We start from the raw sequence: 12,719 nt of genomic DNA, 5'->3' as shown, positions 1-12,719 counted from the left end.
GCTGAGGGGAACCAGTGATGAATCACGCTACATGAATGCCGAATTGCTCAACCAATTACCGAAGGGTTTGTGTCACGAAGTGACATATGGCGTCACGGCCTGCCGTGTATGCGGTCAGGCATTGAGCATCTGCGGGGTGAAGTTGTGGGGTTGGGTGTGAGGTTGGACGTAGGCAGAACAGCCGCCTTCGACATGGGCGCCACCGGGGCCGCTGTTGCGGCCGGTCGCGAGAACACCGTCGCGAACTTGGCCGCGGATGCCCTCTCGGACTCGGTCGCGGACGATGTCAACGAGTTTCGGCGGGACGGCGGACGTGGTGCCGCCTCCGGTGAGAAGCGGCGGGGCGAGGAGGCCGGTCGAGTCAGTGCCGCCCTCTACGTGCTTGCGGGCGAGGTCGTCGAAGAAACCGGGAGCCAGCAGGTAGTTCGCGAGCACGGGTCGGGCACCGCGACTGCGGTTCTGTCCGACGAGGTCTTTCAACGGTACTCCTCCGCCGGCGAGGAAGCCGACCTCGACGGGGCGCTCGAGTTCTGCGGCCAGCAGCCTGCCCATCTCGCGGCAGGATTCGTTGGCCCGCTCGTCGCTCGAACCGGCAGCGGCGAGGATGACGTCGTCGTTGTCGCTAAGCGCCGGGAGGCGGTCGGCGAGGATCTCTGCAAGCCTCGGGTCGGGCCCGAGCGTGGGCGTTCGTCGAACGTCACGGCCCGATTCAGCGGCACGGTCGACCGCCTCAGCGAGGTCGACATGGACGTGATACCCCGCCGAGAGCAGGAGCGGCACGAGGACGACCGGACGGTCGGCGGGCAGTCGGGCGATCACCTCGTCGACGTCGGGTTTTTGGACGTCCACATGGCCGAGCATGACCTCGTCGGCAATCCCGCGAATACGCAGGTCCGTGGCGATCTCTGTCGCGAGCACTTCGATGAAGACCTGCCCGGTGGGCGATGAGGTTCCATGGGAGATCAGGCCCACCGACGGCAACCCTGTCATTGCGCCCGCTCCTCAGCGCTTCTCTGCGCGAGACTCTGCACCCGTTCCCGCACCTGCCCCGGGGCCGTCGAGGTCACCGGACAGGCTGATTGCTCAACGACTGAGCAACCAGGGCGAGCAGTGATCGTTTGGATTGAATGCATTCGCATAGCGTAACCCATCCGCCTCGGCGTCGCATACAGGCTGCTCATCAGCGAAATATCGACATTCGACGTCATCTTTCGACATACGGCGACCGAGTTCGTAGGATTGCTGCCGATCTTCCTTTCTGCTCAACAGTTTCGCTAGTGTGTGTTGTCAACGCGTCTTTGCGTCGCTGGCACCGTCCGCATCTTCGACGCCTCACCAATCTTCTGCGCCTCCACATCCTCCGCGTCATCCACGAAAGGCAAGCACATGCGTCAGCTCATCATCCTGGGAATAGTCGGGCTCATCGCGCAGCTCATCGACGGTTCCCTGGGCATGGCCTATGGGGTCACCTCAACCACGCTGCTGCTCGCGGCGGGTACGGCACCGGCGGCCGCCTCGGCGGCGGTGCACTTCTCTGAATTGGGGACGACGTTGGTGTCGGGGATCTCGCACCACAAATTCGGCAATGTCGACTGGCGGACCGTCGCGATTCTGGCCGGTCCGGGGTTCGTCGGGGCGATCGCAGGGTCGACGTTCCTCGCCAGTCTGGACGGGGAAGCGGCGACCCCATGGATTTCAGGGATCCTGCTGGCGCTCGGCGTCTACGTCATCTGGCGGTTCCTGGCACTCGGCGGTGCGCGTCCGACGTTCAAGTCACGGCCGAGCGCGAAGATGCTCGTCCCGGTCGGGCTCATCGGCGGCACACTCGACTCGATCGGCGGGGGCGGCTGGGGACCAGTCGGAACGACGACGCTGCTGTCCTCGGGACGCTTGGAGCCGCGCAAGGTCGTCGGCTCGATCGACACGAGCGAGTTCATCGTCGCGGTCGGCGGTTCGCTCGGATTCCTCATTGCACTCGGATCACAGGGCATCGAATGGCAGATCGTGGCGGCGCTGCTCGTCGGCGGCGTCATCGCCGCACCCTTCGCCGCATGGCTGGTGAAGCTGCTGCCGGCCAGGGTGCTTGCGGTCGCCGCAGGTGGAATCATCGTTCTCACGAACGTCCGCACCATCCTGCTCGCCATCGGCCTCGGTTCGTCGGCTGTGTGGCTGACGCTCGGCGGCCTGGCTCTTGTGTGGTTCGCCCTGCTCGCTCACATCGTGCGCATCGAGCGTGCGGCAGCGAAGGTCCGGAAGGCCGAGGAGGCTGGCGTCGAGGTGCCGGTCGGCGGGTGAACCGCCTCGGCGAGGGCGTTCCTTCCCTCTTCCATACCGTCGTTCAAGGCCAAGCTCGCTTATCGCGAGGTACACGCACCTATTTTCGCGGGCCGACTTGAACGAGGCGAGGAAACCCCGTCAAGCACACGATTCCTGCGGGCGAAGACCGATAAGCCGGCAGGAACACGCGAACAGACCCGGCCCCGCACAATCGCGGGGTCGGGTCTGTTCGGGTCTGCGGTGCGGTCAGCGCTGGCTGTAGAGCTTCCGGGCCATGATCACGCCGATGAGGGACAGCAGCGACAGGCCCGCGTAGTAGAAGCCGGGCACGGTCAGCAGACCGGTCGCGCCGAGCAGCGCGGTGAGGATGAGCGGGGCGAAGCCGCCGAAGATCGCGACACCGAAGCTGTAGGCGATGGTCATGCCGGAGCTGCGCACCTTGACGGGGAACAGCTCGGACAGCAGCGCCGGCATCGGACCGAAGTAGAAGACCATGAACAGGCCGACGATCGCCTCGCACAGGGTGAGGACTCCGATCGAGGGGTTCGCGGTCAAGAGGATGAACATCGGCCAGGCGACGATGATGCCGACGATGGTCGTCGGGATCATCACGGTCGTCGGTCCCACCCGGTCGGCCAGGCGGCCGGCGAACGGAGCGCCGATGAGTGTGATGACACCGGCGACGACGGCACCGGGGAATGATGCCCACGCGTCGAGGCCGAGGTTGGTGACGGCGAACTGCGGCAGGAAGGTGATGAGGTAGACCGAGATCGTGGCCATCGCGATGATGAGGAACGCGGAGAACAGGCGACCGAAGTTCTCACTGAGGAGGACGCGAAGCGGGTTGTCGGTCTTCTCGGCGGCCTTGAACTCAGGAGTGTCATCCATCTTCGAGCGGATGTACCAGCCGACGGGTCCGATGAGCAGGCCGAGGGCGAAGGCCACTCGCCAGCCCCAGGAGTGCAGGGCCTCTTCGCTCAGTGCCGAGCTGAGGATCCACGAGATTCCGGCGGCCAGGAACATCGAGATACCCTGGGTAGCGGTCTGGAAAGAGGCGTAGTAGGCCTTGCCGCGCTTGGCGTTCTCGGTGAGGAAGGCTGTGGCCGACCCGAATTCGCCACCGGCGGAGATGCCCTGGATGATGCGGGCGATGATGAGGCCGATCGCGCCCCAGATGCCGATGGTCGCTTCGCCGGGCAGGATGACGATGATGAACACACCGAGGGTCATCAGCCCGATCGTCAGCGACAAGGCCGATTTGCGGCCGTGTTTGTCCGAGTAGCGGCCGATGATGATCGCGCCGAGGGGACGGACGACGAAGGTGATGGCGAAGGTCGCCCAGGTCATCAGCTGCGCGGACAGACCTTCGCCCGGGTAGAAGACCGCGGTGATCGAGGTGGCCATGAACCCGAACAGGATGATGTCATACCATTCGAGGGCGTTGCCCAGTCCGGCCGCGACTACGGCCTTGCGGGCCCGCGACTTGTCTTCGCGGGACTCGACGGGTGTCTCAGTCATCGTGTGCCTCTTCTTGTAGGTGCCGGATGCCGTGGTTGGCGAAGCCGGTGGTGGATCGTGGGCTTGCAGGATGCAGGCACCGTTGCTCGTCACCCGGGGCGGATGTTGCTTATTCACAGACCTAGTTGGAGTCTCTGATCTGACCAGTATGCCCCTGTTCTCGTCAGCGAGACGATTGTAGTCCCGTAGTATCCGGCTGCAAAGGCAGTCTCAGCAGGTGACGAGTCACGTCAGTGTCGGTTGTTACGATCACGATATGTCGACCGAAGCCCGGAACACTGCCCCTGCCACAGCGGTCGAGGTGCGCGGCGCCCGCGTGCACAACCTGCAGAATATCGACGTCGACGTGCCTCTGAATACCCTCGTCGCCATCGCCGGCGTCTCCGGTTCGGGCAAATCCTCGCTGGCTATTGGAGTCCTCTACGCCGAAGGCTCCCGCCGCTATATCGAACCTCTGTCGACGTACACCCGTCGACGCATGGCTCAAGCCGCCCGCGCCGACGTCGACACCGTCCGCCATATCCCCGCCGCCCTTGCTCTGCGGCAACGACCCGGAGTCCCCGGGGTCCGCTCGACTTTCGGCACCTCGACCGAGCTGCTCAACGTCATCCGCCTGATGTTCTCTCGGCTGGCCTCCCACCTCTGCCCGAACGGGCACCGGCAGGAACCGACTCTCAACGTCGCTGCCGAGGAGCCGTTCGACTGCCCCGAATGCGGTGAGACCGTCCACGCGCCCGGCGCCGAGGAGCTGGCCTTCAATTCCGGTGGAGCCTGTCCCCGCTGCGAGGGCATCGGCACCATCAGAGAAGTCGACGATGCCGCCCTCATCCGCGACCTCGACATGTCGATCGACGACGGCACCGTCATCCCCTGGCAGATGTTCGGTTTCAACGTCCAACCGCAGATCGCCCGCGAATTCGGAGTCCGCACCGACGTGCCCTGGCGCGACCTCAAGGACTGGGAACGCGAGATCGTCTTCTCTGGTCCCGAGGAGAAGAAGCACATCACGGTCACCTCGAAGAAGGGACTGCACGACCTCGATTTCACCTTCCGCAACGCCCGCCTGACCGTGACCGAAGAACTCAAACGCGCGGACACCGAGAAGCGCTTCGCCAGGGTCAGCCGGTTCCTCTCCGAACAGGTCTGCCCCGACTGCGAAGGCACCCGCCTCTCCCCCGCCGCTCGAGCACCGCGTATCGGCGAAATCGGCCTCGCCGAGGCGACCGCGATGACCCTCGACGAACTCGTCGACTGGGCCACGGACGTTCCTGCCGGGCTCCCCGCATCGATGCAGTCCATGGCCAGGTCGTTGGTGGATGCCTTGCTCGGCATGGCACGCCGGCTGCTCGACCTGGGGCTCGGCTACCTCGCCCTCGACCGGGCTGGTTCGTCCCTGTCGACGGGTGAACGCCAACGTGTCCAACTCGCTCGCGCCGTGCGCAATGAGACCACCGGCGTCCTCTACGTCCTCGACGAACCCTCGATCGGTCTCCACCCCTCGAACATCACGGGCCTACAGGGCGTCATCACCGACCTCCTCGACGAGGGCAACTCCGTCGTCATGGTCGACCACGACCCACTCGTCCTCCGCGAAGCCGACCACCTCATCGAGATCGGACCCGGATCCGGTCGCGATGGCGGAACGGTCGTGGCCACCGGCACTGTCGCAGACCTCGACAGCCACCCCGCTTCCCGCATCGGCCCCTACCTCACCGGCCGCGCCGAAACACTCGTGCGCGAGCCCGCGGCCGCCTCGGCGACCTTCGATCACGGACGGATCCGGCTGCGCACCGCGCCGATTCACACGGTCCACGCCCTCGAAGCGGAGATACCGCGGCAGCGACTGACCGTCGTCACGGGTGTGTCCGGATCGGGCAAGACCACCCTCGTCCTCGACAGCCTCGTCCCCGCGCTCAATGCCGCCGATAAACGTTCGCGGCCCGTTCATGTGCGTGACATCGACGCCGACGGGATCGATCGAGTCAACGTCGTCGACGCCACCCCGATCGGCATCAACGTCCGCTCGACCGTGGCCACCTATTCCGGAGTCCTCGACGACCTCCGACGGGCGTACGCCCGCCTCGACTCGGCCAAGGACGCCGGGCTCACGGCCGGGGACTTCTCGTACAACACGGGTTCGCTGCGGTGCCCGAAATGCGAAGGCACCGGCGAGATCACCCTCGATGTGCAGTTCCTCCCCGATGTCGACATTCCCTGCCCCGACTGCGGGGGCCGCCGGTACAGTCCGGATGCGGATGAGTATCGCCGTGTCTCGGACGCCGATGGCCAGCCGCTGTCGCTGCCGGAACTGTTGGCGATGACCGTCGCCGAGGCGCTCCCCCACCTCGCCGAGATGCGCAAGGTCCACGCCCGGCTGAGGGCACTGGCCGATGTGGGACTCGGATACCTCACCCTCCACGAGGCAACCCCTGCACTGTCCGGCGGCGAGGCACAGCGGCTCAAGCTCGCCACCGAGCTCGGGAAGTCACAGCAGCACACACTCTTCGTCTTCGACGAACCGACCGTGGGCCTGCACCCCGAGGATGTGCGCGTGCTCGTGCGCGTCTTCCAACAGCTTCTCGACCAGGGCGGAACGGTCCTGGTCATCGAACACGATCTCGACATGATCGTCAACGCCGATTGGATCATCGACCTCGGCCCCGGTGGAGGTCAGGATGGCGGGCAGATCATCGCGACGGGAACCCCGCAGCAGATCGCGGATGCTTCGAACAGCGTGACTGGTGAGTACCTCAAGGGGCATGTGCAGCCGAACTCTGCCGGATAGCGATTGAGCCGACATTCGCTCGAGCACACTGTGCTCCTCGCCTGAGCGGTCTCAGGCTCCGCTTGCGGCAGCGCCCACGCAGAGGACGAGTCCGACGAGCGAGGCAACGGCCATGCCGATCATCGCTGCGGCCATGACCCACAGACGCACTCGGCCCGGTCGAAAGGCGAAGCGGGCGATGAGCAGGATCAGGTAGAGCACTGCCGCTATCACGATCGTGGTGATCGCTGTGGGCACCGCCGTGGTGCCGGAGACGATGATCGCTGTGAGCACACCCGCAATGACGACGAGGAAGATCCCTCCGGCCACGATCCAGATGGTGCCGGACGAGCTGCGCAGCGCAGGCTGGTCACTGATGCGACGTGACTCGATCGGCTCGCGTGAACTGTTGTCCATGCCGTCGAATCTAGCGAGCGAACTGTGACTCGGCTAGGGGATGCGGTGCCTCAGCCCGGCTCTTCCTCGGTTTCCTTCGCCTTCTCGGCCTTGGTGAAGGCCTGGTACTTCCGAATGACTTCAAGCGCCGGGCCGTCGGCGAGCAGTTCGCCCTTCTCGATCCACAGCGCACGGTTGCACGTGTCCTTGATCGTGCGCATCGAGTGCGAGACGAGGAAGACGGTACCGGCGTTCTCACGGATGGAGCGGATACGGCCTTCGGAACGGTCACGGAACTTCTTGTCACCGACGTTGAGCGCCTCGTCGACGATGAGGATCTCGTGCTGCACCGAGGTCGCGATCGCGAACTTCAGACGCTGGGACATACCCGATGAGTACGTGCGCATCGGCAGGTCGATGAAGTCCTCAAGCCCGGTGAACTCGACGATGTCGTCGAACTTCGCATCGATTTCGTCGCGGGTGAGCCCCAGAGCCAGAGAACCGAGGATGATGTTGCGAGCACCGGAGAGGTCCGGGATCAGGGCGGCACCGACGCCGAGGAGGTTCGGCCGTGACGTCGCATAGATCGCACCCTCGGAGGTCGGGGTCAGCCCGGTGATCGACCGCATGAGCGTGGACTTGCCGGAGCCGTTGCTGCCGATGATGCCGATGGATTCGTTCTTGTGGGCGACGAAGCTGATGCCTTTGAGGGCGTGGACCTCCCTCAGTTCCCGCTTTTTCGTCATCACATCTTTGCTTCCCAGCTTGAGCTTCTTGCCCGTGGCCAGGGTCTTGTAGCGGACGTGGACGTTGTCGCAGACGACGACGGGCGGGTTGTTCCGGGTCACCTCGGGGAGGCTGCCGGTGTCGAAGGTATCGTCTTCGTTCGTCTCACTCATCACGACCAAACCTTTCCTCGGCCTGCCAGAAGAACACAAAGCCGATGATGAAGATGCCGAATGCCCAAATAGCCAGGTGCCAGAAGTAGTCGTAGGGAACGACTCCGTCCTTCATGAGGATGCCGCGAGCGATGGACAGGACATTGTTGATCGGCTGCCAATCGGCGAAGGGCTGCAGGGACGGGTCGATCTTGTCGACCATGACCTTGAGGTCGAAGAAAACACCAGAGGTGTAGAAGATCATTCGGGAGATGAACGGAGTCACCTGGGAGAGGTCACGGAAGTGAACAGTTGCGCGGGCGAAGATGAACGCCACACCCTGGTTGAAGACCCAGAACAGGAAGACCAATGGGATGAAGAGGAACCAATCCCAATCAGGACGCGCGCCGAAGATGATGACGATGAGCGCCATGAAGAGGAGGGTGGGGATGAAGTCGAGCAGGTTCTGGAACACCTTGGCGATCGGCAGAACGATGCGCGGAAACGGCAGCGATTGGACGAGCGAGGCATTCGAGATGATCGACTTCGCGCCGCCGTTCATCGAGGTGTTGAAGAATTCGAGGATGAAGACGCCGATGACGACGAAGGGCGCGAAGTCCGGCGGTCGAGCAGTCGCTCCCTGCATGATGACGCCGAAGACCGTGCCGTAGATCAGAGCCGAGAACGATGGGCGCAGGAGCACCCAAGCCATGCCGAGGCGGTTGCGTTCGTTCTCGGACTGCATCCGGTACTTCGCCAATGTGTACGTGAAGTCGCTTCGGTTGAGAAGCTGTTTGACGTACTGGGGCAGAGACGGCCGTCCACCCACTCTCTCGAGTCCGTGCTCGGCAGCAAGCCTGGCCATATCCATGAACAGAAAATTCTCTCGTCGGCGACTGGGGATAGAACAGAATGAGTCTACGGGATGAGACTAGCGCAGACTCACAGTCGGCTGTGAGCCTTGAAGTCGAAGTCGGGGTCCGCGATCTGGGCTCTCGTCGGAATATTGTTACCGCCGAGTACCCGCCGGGCGGCTGCCTGCATCGGGGGCCAGTTGAACGTCTCGACGCCGATGAGCGCCGACTCCGGGTCGGATCCGTCGAAGTGGAAGACCTGGAACTTCGCTCCGCTGGGGTCGTGTCGGGTGATCGTGTCGTCGGCGTCGGGGCTCGTCAGGCCCGCTGTGAACACCTTCTCGGGGCCTTGGAAGCTCCAATGCCAGGGGACGTCGGACCAGACTTTGGGACCGTCTTCCGACCCAGAACCTGAAGCAGATTCCGTGTCGTTCACACCATCGATTAAACCCGTTATCTGCCCTTCGCCGAGGAGCTCAGCGAGGAATTTTCCATGGCTTTCGGCCACCGGTTCACAGGCCCATGGGTGGTCGAGTGCATAGGGTCCGGCGGTGACGATGGCACAGTCGCCGGCGGCGAAGACACCCGGATGGGATGTTGCCAAACTCTCATCCACATCCCATGCATGAGCGGGGCGGTGGCCGTCGATCGGGATCAGCCGGGGGCGGGCTCCGACGCTGGTGATGAACAGATCGTGGACATCGGCCGGGATGTCGTCCGGGCTCGCGGTGTGGGTGACGAATTCGACTCCGGCGGCCTTGTGCTTGTCGAACAGAGCCTGCCGCACCGGAGCAGAGAGCTGCTTGCGCAGGGGCTCGCCCCCGCGCAGATAGACCGTGGCGTGGTGTCCCGCAGCCACCGCTGAGGTGGCCACTTCCATTCCGAGATAACCGGAGCCGAGCACCCCGACGTTGAGGGCTTCGGTTGCGCTATTCACGCGTTCAAGAATCCATTCGGCGTCCGCGAGGTCATAGACCGGCAGGGCGTCCGGGTAGGTGGGGACTTCGGGGCGGTTCGCCTCCATCCCGGTGGCGAGGATGCAGTGGGTGAAGTCGACGGACTCCCCCGAGCCCAGGTGGATGGTGCCGGCGGTGGCGTGGTGGTTCGCCAGCGGGTGGGGGTGTCGCTGGGTCTCGGCGGTGTAGCGGGACTCTGCGGCCGCCTCGGCGAGGGTGATCTCTTCTGCCCGGTCACAGACGAAGGTGATGTGCTCGGTCGATTCGAGGTGGTACGGCAGGTGGTGGCGGGAGCCGTCGAAGAGATGCTTCGACAGCGGCGGCCGCTCACACGTGTCGCCGGCCTGGGGGTCGATGACGGTGACGGCCTGACCGCGCGCGTTCAGCTCCCGCGCCGCGGTCGTGCCGGCCAATCCCGCACCGATGATGACGATCCGCTTGCTCATGTCTCCATGCTAAACCTCGCCGAGGCGGCCCGGCGGGAGGTGCGGGTGTGAAGCCGACCTGGTCAGCCCTCGGTGACGGAATCCTGGATGATTTCGGGTGAGGCATGGATGCACACCATTTTGAGATTCTCGGCACCGATGTTGCGGAAACGATGGACCGTTTCGGCTCCGACGGTAACGACGACGCCGGCCCCGGTAGTGACGGTTTCGTCATCTGCGTCGATGCGCACTTGCCCCGACAGGACGATCCATGTCTCTGTGTAGGGATGCCAGTGCAGATCGAGGCCCTTTCCCGGTCCGGTGTCGACCCAGAAGAACGAGACGTCGGCACCGTGCTCGGCGCCGATAAACTTGGCCGTCGGCGATCCGGCCAGCAGCAGGTCGGAGCGCTGCATGACGGTGATCATGCCGGTCTGCTCGCCTTGCCGTCGAGCCAGAGCATGTCTGATTCATCGTTGTGTGTGCCGCCGGTGCCGACGTGTTTGGCGTCGATCTGCGGGCCCTTCTTGATGATGTGGACGAGGGCCATGCCGTGCCCGCGACCAAGTCCATAGTCGGTTTTGAGCCACTCGAGGATGGCTCCGGCCTTGACCGAGTCGTCGTCGAGCCCCTTGCCCTTGGCCAGGTCGATGAACTGGCGAGGAGTGAGTCCGGTCTTGTCTTCGATGGTGTCGAGGTAGGCCTGGAACGACATGGTGGGTCCCTTCTAGCAGAAGATGATGCCGGGTGATCTTGCGCGACACCGCGCGGCCCCGCACCGGGCCCGCCTGAACCCGCCCATAGTCTCTTCGGCGGGCCCGCTCCACAGTTACGTGAGTGGCTGATCCAATAAACCGTGCAGGCACCTCGGCTGCTCGCCCCATGCGTTCAGATGACTCACCTGCTCAGAGCTCCGTGGTCTGCGTGCCGCCGGACGGGCGGTCTCCGGTGATCTTGGACTTGACCATGCGGAACAGGCCCGATGCCTTGCCGCCGGGCAGGCCCCAGTGCTGTGCGGAGTGTGTGACGACCTTGATGAGTCCGAGGTTCGGGTCCCGGCGGTCATCGAACCACGCCTTGGCGGAGTCCGACCACAGTTCATCGACCTTGGCCTTGTCGTCGACGAACTTCACGCGCCCGGCCACCGACAGCCAGTTGCCCGCCTCAGCGAGGCTGATATTGACCTCGGGGTTCGTCTGCAGCGCCTTCGCCTGGTCGCCGTCGAGGGCGAGGAAGAACCAGACGTCGGCATCCTCGGTGACCTCCTGGGGTGCCATAGGGTGAGCGAGGATCTTGCCGTCGGCGAGCGCGGTCGCGAGCATGACAGAATCACCGCCGCGCAGGATCTTGACGACGTCGGCCTGGTCGAGCTCGTCTGTCGCCGCCTCTCCTGCGGGCTTCTGCCAATCACCCGCGGCGGATACCTGGCCGGCTTCCGTGTCGTCGGTGGCGGAGGTGTGGTCGCGAGCCGAATCGTTGCTGGCAGAGGTGCTGCCGGTGGCGGAAGCGGCGGCGGCCGTGCTCGCGGTTCCGGCTGCGGCCGTGCTGCCGACCGCGTTGCCCATCCCTGGCGCGCTGTAGATGTCGCCGGGCTCGGACGTGGTGCCGACCGAAGCACCCATACCTGGAGCGACGGAGGCGCCGGAGTTCCTGTGCGGGTCATCACCGGCACCGGTCGTGCTTCCGACTGCGGCGCCGGCACCCGGCGCCGTGCTGGAGGGAGCACCGCCGGCAGCTGTGCTGCTTGCGACTCCGGAATCTTTGGAGCCGGAGCTCGGGGTCACCTCGGCGGCCTTCGATTCGTCGATCGCCGTGTGCGAGCCATCGGGATTGCGGTGCAGAGTCACACCTTCTTCCGCTGCGGTGTTCTGGGCACGTTCCTCAACGTTCTTCTCGGTGTATCCGACTTCGGCATGAGATTCCATGTCCGAGGTGCCGCCCAGCGGCTCCGTCGCTTCGTCCAGTGTTGATGCGATGTCACGGGCCTTCTCCTCGGCCGGCGACTCGTCACTCTTGTCTCTGTTGTTCATGACCATTTCCCTTCGCAGACGGTTCCTGGCGCTGCAGTAGCTGACGCGGACCGTGGCTCGTTCTTGCGGGCCGTGATCGGCTGCCGCATCAACGACTACACGGTCATTCTCACACGGCACTCCGGCCGGCAACAGCCCCCCTTGGAACTGGGTGAACACCTGAAACGACGGAGCTGTTCAACCTGCGCACACGGATGCAGGCACGGGCGCCCACCCGATCACCGGCGCGTTCAAGTCAGACTCTGCAGCCGGGTGCGAGCACCCGACGTGCGTGCCTACACTGAAGACATGGATGAAGAAACGACCGTCACCGTCAACGACATCCCCGAAGGGGCAGCCATCATCGACGTCCGCGAGGACGACGAATGGGAGGCCGGGCACATCGAGGGCGCGATCCACGTGGCGCTGGGCGAACTGCCGAGCCGCCTCGACGACCTTCCTCTCGATGACGACATGTACGTCGTCTGCCGCACCGGCGGGCGCTCGAACCGGGCGGTCGCCTGGCTCAACCAGAATGGCTTCGATGCCTTCAATGTCGACGGCGGCATGGGTTCGTGGAACCTCGACAACGGCAAGCCGATCGTCTCCGAGACCGGCGAAGAGCCCTGGGTGAAGTGATTC

Annotated in this window: 12 protein-coding genes; 3 read left to right on the top strand and 9 right to left on the bottom strand. The window is 64.5% G+C overall.

What is annotated here, in order from left to right:
• Positions 1–114: 114 nt before the first annotated feature.
• Positions 115–990 (bottom strand): sirohydrochlorin chelatase, encoded by an 876-nt coding sequence (locus ACOZ9V_RS02875; protein WP_181272318.1) that lies wholly within the window; start codon positions 988–990, stop codon positions 115–117.
• Between the two features lie 396 nt (positions 991–1,386).
• On the opposite strand from ACOZ9V_RS02875, the gene ACOZ9V_RS02870 reads away from it, so the two are divergent.
• Positions 1,387–2,295 carry a sulfite exporter TauE/SafE family protein gene (locus tag ACOZ9V_RS02870; RefSeq protein ID WP_434593403.1) on the top strand — a complete coding sequence of 303 codons (909 nt, stop codon included), beginning with the start codon at positions 1,387–1,389 and terminating at the stop codon, positions 2,293–2,295.
• 228 nt (positions 2,296–2,523) lie between these two features.
• Here the strand turns inward: ACOZ9V_RS02870 and ACOZ9V_RS02865 are convergent, their stop codons facing one another.
• Positions 2,524–3,795 carry an MFS transporter gene (locus ACOZ9V_RS02865; RefSeq protein ID WP_139469992.1) on the bottom strand — a complete coding sequence of 424 codons (1,272 nt, stop codon included), beginning with the start codon at positions 3,793–3,795 and terminating at the stop codon, positions 2,524–2,526.
• Between the two features lie 256 nt (positions 3,796–4,051).
• On the opposite strand from ACOZ9V_RS02865, the gene ACOZ9V_RS02860 reads away from it, so the two are divergent.
• Positions 4,052–6,580: an excinuclease ABC subunit UvrA gene (locus ACOZ9V_RS02860; protein ID WP_434593400.1), complete on the top strand. Its 2,529-nt coding sequence runs from the start codon at positions 4,052–4,054 to the stop codon at positions 6,578–6,580.
• A 51-nt stretch (positions 6,581–6,631) separates the two neighbouring features.
• On the opposite strand, the gene ACOZ9V_RS02855 is transcribed toward ACOZ9V_RS02860, so the two are convergent.
• The 7 genes from ACOZ9V_RS02855 to ACOZ9V_RS02825 all read right to left on the bottom strand — a co-directional run bounded on the left by ACOZ9V_RS02855 (position 6,632) and on the right by ACOZ9V_RS02825 (position 12,098).
• Positions 6,632–6,976, bottom strand: coding sequence for a hypothetical protein (locus ACOZ9V_RS02855; protein WP_101546405.1), 345 nt, complete (start codon positions 6,974–6,976; stop codon positions 6,632–6,634).
• Positions 6,977–7,026: 50 nt separating this feature from the next.
• Complete coding sequence (locus tag ACOZ9V_RS02850; protein ID WP_181272315.1) at positions 7,027–7,854, bottom strand: ABC transporter ATP-binding protein; 828 nt, start codon at positions 7,852–7,854, stop codon at positions 7,027–7,029.
• Positions 7,847–8,704 (bottom strand): ABC transporter permease, encoded by an 858-nt coding sequence (locus ACOZ9V_RS02845; RefSeq protein ID WP_092009006.1) that lies wholly within the window; start codon positions 8,702–8,704, stop codon positions 7,847–7,849. Before ACOZ9V_RS02845 ends, ACOZ9V_RS02850 begins: the two co-directional genes overlap by 8 nt.
• Before the next feature lie 71 nt (positions 8,705–8,775).
• Complete coding sequence (locus tag ACOZ9V_RS02840) at positions 8,776–10,089, bottom strand: FAD-dependent oxidoreductase (protein ID WP_181272314.1); 1,314 nt, start codon at positions 10,087–10,089, stop codon at positions 8,776–8,778.
• A 62-nt stretch (positions 10,090–10,151) separates the two neighbouring features.
• Positions 10,152–10,496, bottom strand: a complete 345-nt coding sequence (locus ACOZ9V_RS02835; protein ID WP_219922511.1) for a cupin domain-containing protein — start codon at positions 10,494–10,496, stop codon at positions 10,152–10,154.
• Entirely contained in the window at positions 10,493–10,783 is a 291-nt protein-coding gene (locus tag ACOZ9V_RS02830) for a DUF4287 domain-containing protein (RefSeq protein WP_181272313.1), read from the bottom strand. The genes ACOZ9V_RS02835 and ACOZ9V_RS02830 overlap by 4 nt, the downstream gene beginning before the upstream one ends.
• Before the next feature lie 190 nt (positions 10,784–10,973).
• On the bottom strand, positions 10,974–12,098 hold the full coding sequence (locus ACOZ9V_RS02825) for a pyridoxamine 5'-phosphate oxidase family protein (RefSeq protein ID WP_308423790.1): 1,125 nt from the start codon (positions 12,096–12,098) through the stop codon (positions 10,974–10,976).
• Between the two features lie 288 nt (positions 12,099–12,386).
• On the opposite strand from ACOZ9V_RS02825, the gene ACOZ9V_RS02820 reads away from it, so the two are divergent.
• Positions 12,387–12,716, top strand: coding sequence for a rhodanese-like domain-containing protein (locus ACOZ9V_RS02820; protein WP_181272312.1), 330 nt, complete (start codon positions 12,387–12,389; stop codon positions 12,714–12,716).
• Positions 12,717–12,719 lie beyond the last annotated feature (3 nt).

Origin of the sequence: Brevibacterium sp. 1718 (assembly GCF_051131255.1) — a bacterium.
GTDB classification, from domain to species: domain Bacteria; phylum Actinomycetota; class Actinomycetes; order Actinomycetales; family Brevibacteriaceae; genus Brevibacterium; species Brevibacterium sediminis.
This window is presented reverse-complemented; position numbering and strand designations above follow the sequence as displayed.

What these genes read in the sequence shown, in the direction of transcription:
- ACOZ9V_RS02875 (WP_181272318.1), bottom strand. Translation starts at nt 990, where the DNA reads ATGACAGGGTTGCCGTCGGTGGGCCTGATCTCCCATGGAACCTCATCG.
- ACOZ9V_RS02870 (WP_434593403.1), top strand. Translation starts at nt 1,387, where the DNA reads ATGCGTCAGCTCATCATCCTGGGAATAGTCGGGCTCATCGCGCAGCTC.
- ACOZ9V_RS02865 (WP_139469992.1), bottom strand. Translation starts at nt 3,795, where the DNA reads ATGACTGAGACACCCGTCGAGTCCCGCGAAGACAAGTCGCGGGCCCGC.
- ACOZ9V_RS02860 (WP_434593400.1), top strand. Translation starts at nt 4,052, where the DNA reads ATGTCGACCGAAGCCCGGAACACTGCCCCTGCCACAGCGGTCGAGGTG.
- ACOZ9V_RS02855 (WP_101546405.1), bottom strand. Translation starts at nt 6,976, where the DNA reads ATGGACAACAGTTCACGCGAGCCGATCGAGTCACGTCGCATCAGTGAC.
- ACOZ9V_RS02850 (WP_181272315.1), bottom strand. Translation starts at nt 7,854, where the DNA reads ATGAGTGAGACGAACGAAGACGATACCTTCGACACCGGCAGCCTCCCC.
- ACOZ9V_RS02845 (WP_092009006.1), bottom strand. Translation starts at nt 8,704, where the DNA reads ATGGATATGGCCAGGCTTGCTGCCGAGCACGGACTCGAGAGAGTGGGT.
- ACOZ9V_RS02840 (WP_181272314.1), bottom strand. Translation starts at nt 10,089, where the DNA reads ATGAGCAAGCGGATCGTCATCATCGGTGCGGGATTGGCCGGCACGACC.
- ACOZ9V_RS02835 (WP_219922511.1), bottom strand. Translation starts at nt 10,496, where the DNA reads ATGATCACCGTCATGCAGCGCTCCGACCTGCTGCTGGCCGGATCGCCG.
- ACOZ9V_RS02830 (WP_181272313.1), bottom strand. Translation starts at nt 10,783, where the DNA reads ATGTCGTTCCAGGCCTACCTCGACACCATCGAAGACAAGACCGGACTC.
- ACOZ9V_RS02825 (WP_308423790.1), bottom strand. Translation starts at nt 12,098, where the DNA reads ATGAACAACAGAGACAAGAGTGACGAGTCGCCGGCCGAGGAGAAGGCC.
- ACOZ9V_RS02820 (WP_181272312.1), top strand. Translation starts at nt 12,387, where the DNA reads ATGGATGAAGAAACGACCGTCACCGTCAACGACATCCCCGAAGGGGCA.